Source organism: Salinimicrobium oceani (genome assembly GCF_012037645.1).
Genome location: NZ_JAAVJR010000001.1, coordinates 640,374 through 653,184, shown reverse-complemented (window position 1 = coordinate 653,184; position 12,811 = coordinate 640,374). Strand labels below are relative to the sequence as shown.

Annotated in this window: 11 protein-coding genes; 2 read left to right on the top strand and 9 right to left on the bottom strand. The window is 43.9% G+C overall.

All coding sequences use genetic code 11. The features are described from left to right. Window positions 1-450: 450 nt before the first annotated feature. Entirely contained in the window at window positions 451-606 is a 156-nt protein-coding gene (locus HC175_RS02985) for a lmo0937 family membrane protein (RefSeq protein WP_029038389.1), read from the bottom strand. Between the two features lie 329 nt (window positions 607-935). Between HC175_RS02985 and HC175_RS02980 the strand changes: the two genes are divergently transcribed. Next, entirely contained in the window at window positions 936-2,282 is a 1,347-nt protein-coding gene (locus HC175_RS02980; RefSeq protein ID WP_168137006.1) for an FAD-dependent oxidoreductase, read from the top strand. A gap of 184 nt (window positions 2,283-2,466) precedes the next feature. On the opposite strand, the gene HC175_RS02975 is transcribed toward HC175_RS02980, so the two are convergent. The 5 genes from HC175_RS02975 to HC175_RS02955 form a co-directional block, all read right to left on the bottom strand. After that, the gene (locus tag HC175_RS02975) at window positions 2,467-3,963 is read right to left on the bottom strand and encodes a potassium/proton antiporter (protein ID WP_168137005.1); all 1,497 of its coding nucleotides are present in this window, start codon (window positions 3,961-3,963) and stop codon (window positions 2,467-2,469) included. Between the two features lie 55 nt (window positions 3,964-4,018). Beyond that, window positions 4,019-4,681 (bottom strand): peptide-methionine (S)-S-oxide reductase MsrA, encoded by a 663-nt coding sequence (gene msrA, locus HC175_RS02970; protein WP_168137004.1) that lies wholly within the window; start codon window positions 4,679-4,681, stop codon window positions 4,019-4,021. 3 nt (window positions 4,682-4,684) lie between these two features. Beyond that, window positions 4,685-5,248 (bottom strand): hypothetical protein, encoded by a 564-nt coding sequence (locus tag HC175_RS02965; RefSeq protein WP_168137003.1) that lies wholly within the window; start codon window positions 5,246-5,248, stop codon window positions 4,685-4,687. 179 nt (window positions 5,249-5,427) lie between these two features. Next, window positions 5,428-6,207 carry a zinc ribbon domain-containing protein gene (locus HC175_RS02960; protein WP_168137002.1) on the bottom strand — a complete coding sequence of 260 codons (780 nt, stop codon included), beginning with the start codon at window positions 6,205-6,207 and terminating at the stop codon, window positions 5,428-5,430. Window positions 6,208-6,209: 2 nt separating this feature from the next. After that, entirely contained in the window at window positions 6,210-7,304 is a 1,095-nt protein-coding gene (locus HC175_RS02955) for a Nif3-like dinuclear metal center hexameric protein (protein ID WP_168137001.1), read from the bottom strand. Window positions 7,305-7,537: 233 nt separating this feature from the next. Here HC175_RS02955 and lpxK point away from each other — a divergent pair, with 233 nt between their 5' ends. Beyond that, window positions 7,538-8,551 carry a tetraacyldisaccharide 4'-kinase gene (gene lpxK / locus HC175_RS02950; RefSeq protein ID WP_168137000.1) on the top strand — a complete coding sequence of 338 codons (1,014 nt, stop codon included), beginning with the start codon at window positions 7,538-7,540 and terminating at the stop codon, window positions 8,549-8,551. 92 nt (window positions 8,552-8,643) lie between these two features. Here lpxK and HC175_RS02945 read toward each other — a convergent pair whose 3' ends face one another. The 3 genes from HC175_RS02945 to lipA are packed head-to-tail and all read right to left on the bottom strand — an operon-like array spanning window position 8,644 to window position 12,807. After that, complete coding sequence (locus tag HC175_RS02945; RefSeq protein ID WP_168136999.1) at window positions 8,644-10,872, bottom strand: response regulator; 2,229 nt, start codon at window positions 10,870-10,872, stop codon at window positions 8,644-8,646. A 31-nt stretch (window positions 10,873-10,903) separates the two neighbouring features. Next, on the bottom strand, window positions 10,904-11,938 hold the full coding sequence (gap, locus tag HC175_RS02940) for a type I glyceraldehyde-3-phosphate dehydrogenase (protein ID WP_168136998.1): 1,035 nt from the start codon (window positions 11,936-11,938) through the stop codon (window positions 10,904-10,906). Then, window positions 11,938-12,807 (bottom strand): lipoyl synthase, encoded by an 870-nt coding sequence (gene lipA / locus HC175_RS02935; protein ID WP_168136997.1) that lies wholly within the window; start codon window positions 12,805-12,807, stop codon window positions 11,938-11,940. The genes gap and lipA overlap by 1 nt, the downstream gene beginning before the upstream one ends. Between the last annotated feature and the right edge of the window lie 4 nt (window positions 12,808-12,811).

The following is a 12,811-nucleotide window of genomic DNA, read 5'->3' as shown; positions in this document are numbered from 1 at the left end:
ACAGTAGCTAAAGACCAACAGCTAAATTAATGAGATCTCTCGTCGCTCCTTCTTTCTCACGAAAGAAAAAGCTCTGTCGAGATGACAACAAAACAGGCAACAATGAACCTAAGCAACAAAAAACTGCAGCTTCAACTTGCACCCTGCAATCCGTATCCCGCAACCTGCAACCTGCAACAGTAAAAGGGCCAAAAGATAATAGCCAGCAGCCCAAGGCCAACAGCTAACAGCCAACAGCTTATTATAGAGATAACTGCCTACTAAATACTGCCCACAGCCCACTGCCTACTTCCTTCTACCTTCGTAAATCTACCTTCCCAAAATGGGAGAGACCGCCCCAAATACGGACAAGAGAATTAGAAACCATTCCAAATTATGGTAGATTTAGAAATTCTTGTCTGCATTTACCGGGGCGGCCCCTAATCTATGCTTTGGCCTGTAAATCTCCTGTTACAGACTCCTTCCTGTCAGTAATTTGTAGATGATCAAAATCACGGCGATCACGATCAGGATGTGAATGATACTTCCAAGGTCAGGAAAGGCAAAATAGCCAATCAACCAACCAATGATCAGTAAAACGATAATAAGCCATACTAAATCTCTCATAATTGATAGTTTATGCAGCTTTTGCTGCTGGTTAGAATTTTTTGGATTTGGTTTTTAGCCACAGTAGATTCTTCATTTTCTTTTTGCTTATGCTTAATTTACTGCAGATTATATGTTAAATGTACAAAAGCTTTTATTTTCTGATTTCTACTTTAACGGAGGTTTAACGGCTGCCGCCGTGTAATTATCTGGCCTCCAAATTGTACATCTATTTATCTGGGTCTCGTCTCCTTCTGGTTTCTGTTCTCCAGGTTTTCACCTGCTAATGTCTTTACGAAGTCTGATAGCAGCAGGCGGCAACCGGAAAAAATTGTATTTTCGCAGGCGACATGCAGCACTCAAAAAATATCGCTATTGTAGGGACGGGCCTGGTTGGATCTCTGCTTGCCCTTCACCTGAAACAAAAAGGACATACTGTAACTGTTTTTGACCGGAGGCCCGATGTTCGCAAAGTAGAATTTTCGGGACGCTCCATCAACCTGGCGATGTCTAATCGTGGCTGGAAAGCATTACGGGAAGCTGGAATCGAGGAGGAGGTGCGAAAGCTGGCTATCCCTTTGTATCGACGAGCCATGCATGTAAATAGCAGTCCCGCCTATTTTCAGAACTACGGAAAGGAAGGGGAAGCGATCTATTCCATTTCTCGTGGGGTGCTTAACAGGAAAATGATCGATCTTGCTGAAGCTGCCGGGGCCGAATTTCGGTTTGAAGAGAAGGTGTGGGACGTAGATCTTTCCGAAGCTAAGCTCTACACCGGGGAATCTGAAAAAGGAAATTGGCAGGAGTACGATTTTGATCTCATCTTTGGAGCCGACGGGGCGTTTTCCAGGGTAAGGCACAAGATGCAGCGCCAAAGTCGGTTTAATTATTCTCAGCATTTTATTGATGTAGGTTATAAGGAACTGCGAATTCCAGCCAATGCCGATGGCTCTCATAAGCTCGATAAGAATTCCTTCCACATCTGGCCTCGCGGCAAGTTCATGTTGATCGCGATGCCCAACCTTGACGGCAGCTTTACGTGTACCTTGTTCCTGCCGTTTGAAGGGGAGCATTCCTTTGAAAGCCTTACTACTGCAGCGGCTGCAGATGAGTTTTTCAGCCTGCATTTTCCCGATATCAAGGATGAGATCTCCAATCTTACGCGAGATTTCTTTAAAAATCCTACGAGTGCCCTGGTGACTGTAAAATGCTTTCCCTGGGTCTATAATGACAAGATCGCTCTCGTGGGAGATGCAGCTCATGCGATCGTTCCCTTCTATGGTCAGGGTATGAATGCTGGGTTTGAAGATATTTCGGAATTAGTTCGTCTTGAAGAAATTCATGGGGACGACTGGGAGCAGATATTTTCCGGTTACCAGAACCTGCGGAAGCCAAATGCTGATGCTGTTGCTGAACTCAGCTATCGAAATTTCATGGAGATGAGCAGCAAAACTGCCGATCAGCATTTTTTACTTCGGAAGAAGATCGAAAAATCTTTCGCTGAAAAGCATCCTGAAAAGTGGATACCCGTTTATTCCCGAGTGACTTTTTCTGAAGCTCCTTATGCTGAAGCATTAAAAATGGGGGATCAACAAGCTGCTATTATGGATGAGATCATGCGAATGCCCAAAATAGAGGAGAAGTGGAATTCTGCGGAAGTTGAGCAGAAGATTCTGGAGATGCTGAAAGGAAGTTAAAGTTCGGAGTACGAGGTTTGCTGTTGTCATCCACAGCAAGCTTTAGCTAGCGAAGGATCCACAGGTGTAAGATGAGATTCCTCCTTCGTCGGAATAGCATTTGAATTAAAAATTTTACTGCCTACTAACTACTGCCTATTGCGAACTTTCTGTTTACTGAATACTGATTACTGACCACTGAGTACTAGATATTATCCTCTTCAACCGTATCTGGATCATATGCCAGGTGGAGGCTACTGTAAACTGCTTTCACGTTCTTTTGGGTCTCCATAAGTACAATGAGCGTATCATCTTCCTGGATCTCTGTCGCACCATTCGGAGTAAGGAATTTTCCATCCCTGGAGATCATCGCAATAATGGCAGTCCGGGGGAAATGCAGATTTACGATCTTTTTACCTACAGAAAAATTATCGGGCGGGATAGTGATCTCCCTGATAAGGGATTTAGTGCCATCAGCCAGGAAGGCATCTACAGGTGATACTTTTTTCACTGTTTTTGGAAGGGCTACATGCAGCCATTTGGCTACTCTGGACAAAGTTGTTCCCTGAACTAAAACCGAAGTTAAAGACACAAAGAATACGATATTGAAGATCATATGTGCCTTTTCGATCCCGGCAAGCAGGGGATAGGTCGCAAAAACAATAGGCACAGCCCCGCGCAGGCCAACCCATGATATGTACCAGCGCCTCCTCATTTTCATCTTAAAAGGCGACAAACTCAGAAAAACACCAATTGGGCGGGCAACAAAAATCAGGAAACCAGAAATAAGAATGCCGAGGCCAAGTACGGGAACGATATCACTGGGAAAAACCAGTAGCCCCAGCGTAAGGAAAAGCACGATCTGCATTAACCAGGCGAGTCCGTCAAAGAATCGCATGATGGTGCGTTTGTGTATGAGATCCTGGTTTCCGAGGTAAACACCGGCAAGATAAACTGCCAGGAATCCGTTTCCGCCCAGCCTGTCTGTAGCCGAAAAGACCAGAAACATCAATGTGATTGCCAGTACAGGATACAGTCCTTCAAAATCCAGGGTTATTCGATTAATGATCATTTTGCTCAGCTTTCCGAAGAGAAAACCCAGAGCAGCTCCAATGAGGATCTGTTGTAAAAATAACGGAACTATCGACAGCAGACTTTGATCCTCGTTCACAACCAGGCCAAGAAAGGCAATCGTAAGAAAGTAGGCCATCGGGTCATTACTACCGCTTTCAAGCTCCAGGGTTGGCCTGAGGTTCGCCTTTAAAGCCATGTTCTTGGACCGCAAAATGGAGAAAACAGCTGCAGCGTCTGTCGATGAGACTATGGCCCCAAGCAGCAGACCTTCGTAAATGCTGAAATCTGTTATAGCCCAGACAAATGTTCCCAATGACAGGGCCGTGAAAAGTACTCCAAGAGTAGATAAGGATATCCCGTGCCACAAGATGGGCTTTATGCTGCGCCAGTTGGTATCCAGCCCCCCCGAAAAAAGAATAAAGTTAAGCGATACGATCCCTACGAATTGCGCGAGTTGGGGATCGTCGAATTCGATCTTTCCAATTCCTTCAGATCCCGCCAGAATCCCTACAGATAAGAACAGAATAAGAGTGGGAACTCCAAACCGGTAGGAAGTTTTTCCCGCGAGGATACTAATGAGGAGGAGGAGGGAACCTATGAGCAGTACGTTCTCTGTGGTAATATCCATTTATGGCCGACTTATTGAAAAATGTAAAAGAACAATTTTTGCCCTTTTTGAAGGGTTAGTGGGAACTGTTTTCTTTTAGTAGCTGCGGAAATTTCTTCTTGAACCTGTTGAACCGGGGCACAGAGACATTTCGAATGTATGGATCATTGGGATGCAGTTTCTTGTAATCCTGGTGGTAAGCTTCTGCCTTCCAGAACTTCTGAAATGGCAGGACCTCTACAGAAATTGCTTTTTCGTATTCTGAAGCCAATGCTTTTATTTTTGCTTCGATGGTCTTTTTTTGTTCCGCATTTTGATAAAAGATAATGGAGCGATACTGTGAACCCATATCGGGTCCCTGGCCGTTCTTTTGAGTGGGATCCATAGATCCAAAATAGACATCTGTGAGTGTGGCAAAATCGATAACCTTTGGATCATAGATCACTTCCACGGCCTCTGCATGTCCCGTAGTTCCTGTATTGCTTTCTTCGTACGTCGGATTCTTAGTGTGGCCTCCTGAATATCCTGAAATGACTTCTTTAACGCCAATAACGCTTTCAAAGACTGCCTCCACACACCAGAAACAACCGCTCGCAAAATATGCTTTTTTGAGACCGTTCTGCACCGGCACTTCAACGGGTTCGGCATTGGCAATTTCAGGTAAGGTCACCGTTTTTTCAGAAGGATTTCCGCAGGCACTAAGGGTGAAAAATAAAGATGCTAATAAATAAAACTTCATAGATTATTCTTTTTTATAGGTGCCTTCAAGGGTTTTCTTTCCAAACAAAGCATAATCTGTAGAGATCTCGCCGTTTGTAGAAAAACCTAACCAATCAAGTTCGGCACCTCCATTTGGGGTAAAGGTTAGTTTTGCTACAGGAGTGTCGGTATCGAAATCCTGCCACGGCATCTTCCTGTCGGGCGCCATTTCTCTTGCTACTGCCTGGAAATAAACATCGGCAGAATTCTCACCTGTCTTTTGGGTTCTGGCTGTAATATAGATCTTGTCTTTGTCAATACACCACTCTGTAGCTTGCTCGAAATTGATCTCTATACAATTGCAGTTACAGGTAGTTGCGGCTGATTCCTCCTCGATCTTTCTGTATCTTCCATCAAGAGCTACAGGAATTCGAGGTTCTTCTTTTTCCGTCTGGACTGCATCACGCTCCTCCTGGATATTTCCTGGTGGCTGAGTCTTGGAAGATATGGTATCGCGGTCGGCTACCTCAGAAGTTGTAGAGTTACGCCCGCGGTCATTACAGGCAAAGCTTATTACAGACAGGCAGATCAATATGAGCTTTTTCATGATTTGATGGGTTTAATCAATAAAGGTAAGCCTTCCTGATTTCTTTTTTGTGAAATAGATGTTAAGGCCCTGCTCATGATCCTTCTTGAAGGATCCTTAGCAATACGTCTGATTCCTTTCAAAAAAGAAAAACCCTTCACATTGCATGCGAAGGGTTTGTTTTATGTGACTGCAAAAAACTAGAAGCTTTGGAACAGCTCGTTCATTTTTTGTCTTTCTTCCTGTGCTAGTTCTTCATCAACAAGGATCCTTCCACTGTGCTCATCGGTGATGATCTTTCTGCGGCCGGCAATTTCCATGATCACCTGTGGCGGGATAGTAAAGAAAGAACCTCCCGAGGCTCCACGCTCAACTGGTACAACAGCAAGACCATTTTTCACACTGCCACGAATTCTCTTGTAAGCGCTCACAAGACGTTCCTCGATTTGCTGCTCGTATTCTCTGGATTTGTCAAGAAGTGCTTTCTCTTCTTTTTCAGTTTCAGCAAGGATCTCATCCAGTTCACTCTTCTTGTGATCCAGGTGCTTTTGACGCTCGGTAAGACGCTCACGAGTTTGTTCGATCACCTCTTTCTTCTGGTCAATTTGAGCGCGGTATTCCTTGATCTGCTTTTCAGCAAGTTCTATTTCCAGTTCCTGGAACTCCACTTCTTTGGAAAGTGCGTTGAATTCCCGGTTATTACGAACGTTCTTTTGTTGTTCAGAATATTTCTTGATCAATGCTTTGGCATCTTCGATAAGGATCTTTTTGGCGTTGATATCCTGATCGATCACCTCTAGATCGGCATCCATTTTTTCCAAACGGGTATTTAGGCCTGCTACCTCATCTTCTAAATCTTCTACCTCCAGCGGAAGTTCGCCTCGTACATTTCTTATCTCATCCACGCGGGAATCTATAAGTTGAAGATCGTACAACGCTCTTAACTTCTCTTCTACAGTAACATCGGATTTTTTTGCCATAGTTAAAAATACTTGATAGGATTGGTATCTGTGTTTGATAAAACGACTGCAAAATTAGCAAATTTTTTCTTAAGAAAAGAGGCTAACAGGTTTTTTGTGTACTGCTCACTTTCGTAATGCCCAATGTCTGCCAGCACCAGTTTTTGCTCAGCTTTATAGAAATCGTGGTACTTAAGATCGGCAGTTAGAAAAATATCTGCTCCGGCTCCAGCAGCATTTCCAATGGCAAAGCTTCCGCTGCCACCAAGAACTGCGACTTTTTTGATAGGTTTTCCACGCAGTTGGGAATGCCTGATACAGCCACAGCCAAAGGTTTTTTTAACCTGCTCCAAAAATGCCATTTCTGAAACCTCTTCTTCCAGCTCGCCTACCATGCCTATGCCTATTTTCTGATTGAAATTGTCCAGAGTTGTGATTTCATAGGCTATTTCCTCATAAGGATGACAGTCAAAAAGGGCTTTTAAAACGTTTCTTTCCAAATGTCGTGAAAAGGTAACACCAATCTGCACTTCTTCTTCGTAGTGAATCTCTCCCTTACGTCCTATTACTGGGTTTGATTCTTCATTTCCGCGGAAGGATCCGCTGCCTATGGTATTGAAGCTACAGTGATCATAATTTCCGATACTTCCGGCACCTGCGGAAAAAAGGGCTTCCCTTACTTCGGCTGCATCTTTTTTAGGGACGAAGGTGAGGAGCTTTTTAATGCTGCCAGCCTGCGGAATGAGGATCTCCCGGTTAATGAGCCCAAGCTGCTCACAGATCATGTCATTAACTCCTTTCATGCTGTTGTCTAAAGCGGTATGGATGGCGTAAATGGCAATATCATGTTTGATGGCCTTCAATACCGTTCTCTCAACATAATTACTCCCTGTAAGCTTTTTTAAACCCGAAAAAATGATAGGATGAAAGCTTACAATAAGGTTACAATTCTGCGCTATAGCCTCGTCCACTACAGTTTCCAGCGTATCTAAAGTGACGAGGATCCCGGTCACCTTAGCCTCTGCCGAACCTGTTAGCAGCCCTACATTATCAAAATCTTCGGCGTAAGCCGTCGGGGCAAAGGATTCCAGTTCACAAATAATATCTTTAATAAGCATAGCATTAGATTTTATGATTTCGCCTTTATTGGTCTATTTGAGCGATTAAAAAAGCGCCTGAATATTGCAGTTTAGCAAATATAAAATAAATGTTTGCCCGAAGTAAGGGTTTCAGGTAAGGTAATTTATAGCTGTACTTTATAATTTTACATAAAGTTTTTAAGGTCTCTATTTTTTATTTTCTTTTTTCGGGGATGCAAAAAAGAAACATCAGAATATACTAATTTCGCGGCATGGCCTCAGCAAGAAAATTACTATTTCCCTTCTCGATCTTATACGGCAGCATTATGCGCGTACGCAATATGCTCTACGACCAGAATATCCTCTCCTCACATCAATTCGACCTTCCCGTGATCGCCGTGGGAAACCTGAATATGGGTGGTACGGGTAAGTCTCCTATGGTAGAATACCTCGCCGGTTTATTTATGAATGACTTCACGGTCGCTATTTTAAGCCGGGGATACAGGAGAAGAACTAATGGGTATATACTTCTTACTGGCCAGGAGACAGCTGTTGAAGTGGGAGATGAGCCCCTGCAGTTCAAGCATAAGTTTTCAAAAGCGCTTGTGGCTGTAGATGAAGATCGCGTTAACGGTATTCGTCAGTTAAAGCAGGAGACTGCCCCTCCAGAAGTCATTCTCTTAGACGACGCTTTCCAGCATAGAAAGGTTGCGGCCAATTTCTACGTGCTTCTTACTGCTTACACACAGCTGTATAAAGATGACCTCATCCTTCCTGCCGGAAATCTCCGGGAACCTGCATCGGGAGCAAAAAGGGCAAATGTGATAGTGGTAACCAAGTGTCCTGCAGATCTCTCACAGGAGGAGCAGGAGCAGATCACGAAAAAACTGCGCCCTTTAACAAGGCAACAGGTCTTCTTTACAACTATTGGTTACAGCGACAGCGTCTTTGGAAGAAACCGTTCTCTTCAATTAAGTGAGCTGCATAAGTATGATGATATTACTCTTGTTACAGGTATTGCAAATCCTGCGCCGTTGGTGAATCACCTCAAGTCCCTTGGGCTTAAATTTAATCACAAGGCATACAAGGATCACCACAACTTTACAGAGGAGGAACTAAAGGCATTGCAGTTCGAGGAACTCATCATTACTACAGAAAAGGATTATACGCGGTTGAAAAACGAGATCTCCAGGGAAAAGATCTTTTACCTGCCCATTCAAACTAAATTCCTGGCTGGGGAAGAGACCTTTAAATCACAGGTGTTGAGTTTAGTGCAAAAAAAATGAGACCGTGGAGAGATCTCATTTTTTATATTTTGGCTAATTCAAACTATCTTAAACAATAACCTGAGCCAACCTTGAATCAAAGGGCGTGCCAATTACACTTCCACCTTCTCTTTACTTAAATATTTATTTATTTTCTGAAAGAATTCCTCTGTTTTGTATGGCTTCGGAATGATATCATTAAAGCCGTTGAGGTAGAATTCATCAAGACTTTCCTCTAAGGTCACCGCTGTTAAAGCAATGATGGGAATACTCTCGTTAAATTTCCTGATCTCTCTGGTAGCTTCAATTCCGCTGATGCCCGGCATGTGAATGTCCATCAATATGAGGTCGAAGTCATTGTTCTCGACCTTTGATATTGCAATAGTTCCATTATCGGCCACATCACAGATCACGTTATTCTTTTCGAGGATTTTCCTGGTGATCATCTGGTTGATCTTATTGTCTTCTACAATAAGTATCTTTTTATTGTGCATGATCTCATTGGAAAGTGGCTCGGGGATCAGGTCTTTTCCTTCAGCATCCTGAGGGGCGGCTGGTTCAAGGGCTTCAAAATCAAGTTCGAAATAGAATAACGACCCGTCCCCCAGTTCACTCTCTAAATGGATCTCACTGTCCATCAAAGTAAGCAGGTTCTTAACAATAGAAAGTCCGAGGCCTGTTCCTCCAAATTTCCTGTTGATCTGTAAGGAACCTTGGGTGAAATTCTCAAAGATCGCCTTTTGCTTCTCCTTGCTTATTCCTTCTCCATTGTCCTGTACCTCAAATCTCAGTTTCACCTTAGAATCCTTCTGATTCACTTTTTTCACCCGCACCCAGATATCACCATTTTCAGTGAATTTGATGGAGTTACCAATTAGATTTATAAGGATCTGGGAAATTTTTAAAGGATCTCCTTTCAGCTTCCGCGGAATATCGGCGTCAAACTCCAGATGTAGCTGGGTTTTCTTGTCTTCTGCTGAATTCTTCAGGGCGATGAGCACGTCTGTGATCCGCTTCTTCAGGTTAAACGAGCTCTCCAGCATTTCGACCTTCTTGGCTTCCAGCTTGTTTAGATCCAGGATATTGTTAATGAGGGACAGCAAGTATTCTCCCGAAAATTTCAGGGAATTGAGATGTTCCTTTTGATTTTCTGTTGGACTTTCCTCAAGAAGCAGGTGTGTGAGGCCGGTTACAGCATAAAGAGGAGTTCGAAGTTCGTGTGTGATCGTTGAAAGGAACTGCGCCTTGGCCAAAGAGGCCTTTTCAGCATTTTCCTTTGCGGTGACCAATTCCGAATTCTTTTTTTGCAGCAGGTCATTCGCACGGGCTCTTAGATTATTATTCTTGTAGAGCGAGAGGGTAAGAAGAGAAAGAATGGTGATCAAAGCCACACTTAGTATGGTGGTAAGCTTATTTACCTTTAACGTTCTTTCATTCTCGGCCTGTCTTTTCGTTAGCTCATTCACTGTGCTCTTCATGGCGTCTACACCATATCTCGCGCTGGCGTCAGACGCTAAGGCTTCTCTGTTTAAGCTGTAAAGAGAATCCCGCATTTCGTTGTTGATCTTCAGCAGGCTAAGTGCCTCAGCGTGATTACCTGCAGCTTCCTGGATCCTGCTCTGAATCCAGTAGGTGTGCTGCACCATCCCTCCAAAATCATTTTTCCTGGCGAGATCCAGGCTCTTTTGAGCTTCGGCCATGGCCTCATCCAGCTTTCCAATGTTAAGATATGCTCTAGCCTTATAGAAGTAAACTCTTACGCGTTCGTAATGGTTACTGCTGGCCTTGAGCTTTTCTTCTGCCAGGTTAAAATAGGAAAGGGCCGCATGTGGCCGGGCAGAGGTGTTGAGGTAGAGAATTCCGCGATTGAGGTCGAGGTTACCAAGTCCTTCAGTGTCGCCGAGCTTCTTGTAAAGGGTTTCAGAAAGGTCAAAATATTCATTGGCTCTTTCAAAGATCCTTTTAGCAGTAAAGATCTTTCCGTAGTTGAGATAACTATAGGCCAAACCTGCTTCGTCGTCTATTTCACGTTGAATGGAAATAGCCCTCTGTAATTCTGTAGCTGCTTTGTCGTTCTCGTGCCGCACATAATGGAGCTGGGCCATAAGACTGCTCGAAAGGGCGATAAATCTAGAGTGGTCAATGGCACGGGCCAATTCAAGGGCCCGATTAAGCTCCCGTAGGGCTTCATCGAAGTTAACGCTGTTAATGGATTCTTCTGCATCCTTTAACAGCTGTTCAATGGTAGCATTAATTTCATCTGATTCCTGTAGGTTGTTTTCCTGGGGGTAGGAAAAGGAAAAAGAAAGAAAAGCCACCATTAAAAGAGTAAAGTTCTTCATTTGGGACGTAAATAACTGTGGCTAAAGATAATTATTTAATTGTAACATGGGAAATTAAATCGATAAGACGGCTGGAATATCCAATTTCGTTATCATACCAGCCAATGATCTTTACCAGATTCCCACCAACGACCGAAGTCATTTGGGCATCAAAAACACAGGAATGAGTATTGCCATTAATATCTATGGAAACAATAGGATCTTCGGTGTATTCGAGTATATTTTTTAACGGTCCGGCGGCTGCCGATTTAAATGCAGTGTTGATCTCTTCAATGGAGGTAGGTCTTTCCACGTGGAGGGTCATATCTGTAAGGCTGCCATTTGGAACAGGAACACGAATCCCACAACCTCCAATCACGTCTTTCAGCTGGGGGAATACACTGGTTAGTGCTTTTGCGGCACCCGTAGTGGTAGGCACTATGGACTGCCCGGCGGCTCTGGCTCTACGTAAATCTTTGTGCGGCTGGTCATGCAGACTTTGATCTGTAGTATAAGAATGTACAGTTGTTATATATGCCTGCTTTACGGTTGCCAGCTCATGTATCACCTGGAGCATAGGTGCGGCATTGTTCGTTGTACAGGAGGCATTGGAAATAATTCGTTCTGTGCCATCAAGGATCTGTTCATTCACTCCCAGTACAATCATCTTAATAGAATCGTCCAAAGGAGGGACGCTTAAAATGACCTTTTTGACACCTTCTTTCAGGTGGGCTTCTAAGGTTGTTCGGGTCTTAAATTTCCCCGTACATTCTACCACGACATCGACTTTATGAGCAGACCAGTCAATATTCTCTGGTTCCGATTCCTGAAAGACGGGTGTGGATTTTCCATCTACATTGATCCTGTTTTCTTCAGCAGTAACCTCTTTTTTTAAGACGCCGTGAATGCTGTCATACTTAAGAAGATGTGCAAGAGTAGAGGCCGGTGCGATGTCATTGATCACCGCAGTTTCTATTTGCGGATGATCCAGAAGTAATCGAAAAAGATTTCGCCCAATACGTCCAAATCCATTGATCCCGATTCTGATCTTTCCTGATGCTGCTTCGGAATTTCTTTCGTTGCGCATTAGGTAAGGTGTTTTTGCGCTTTATAGGAAGACCTCACCAACGCTCCACTCTCAACATGTCTAAAACCTAATTCGAGCCCAATGGTCTCGTACTTTTTGAATTGTTCCGGAGTAATAAATTCATGAACAGGCAAGTGTCGCTTTGTAGGCTGAAGGTACTGGCCAATGGTCACAACATCCAGATCTACTGCTCTCAGGTCCTTCAAGGTTTGGATCACCTCTTCTTCCTGCTCTCCAAGCCCCAGCATAATTCCCGACTTTGTTCTTCTTATACCCTCTTTTTTCAGGTATTTTAAGACCTCGAGGCTGCGTTCGTATTTCGCCTGAATTCTCACTTCGCGGGTGAGCCGTTTAACCGTTTCCATATTGTGGGAAACGATCTCTGGATTTACCTCAATAATTCGATTGATGTTACGCTCCACGCCCTGAAAATCGGGAATAAGGGTTTCGAGGGTAGTTTCAGGATTCATGCGTCGAATGGCCTTGACCGTCTCTGCCCAGATGATAGAACCCATATCCTTAAGATCATCCCGGTCCACACTGGTGATCACGGCATGCTTGATCTTCATTAGTTTTATGGAGCGAGCTACCTTTTCAGGTTCATCCCAGTCCACAGTTTCTGGTCTTCCGGTTTTTACGCCGCAAAAGCCGCAGGATCGCGTGCAGATATTTCCAAGGATCATGAAAGTTGCGGTACCTTCCCCCCAGCATTCACCCATATTAGGACAGCTTCCGGAAGTACAGATGGTATGGAGGTTGTATTTATCGACCACACCTCTTAGTTCGGTGTATTTCTTACCTGTAGGCAATTTTACCCGCAACCACTTGGGTTTTGGTGTTCTTTGAGTAGGGATTTGCTGTGTTTCCATATGC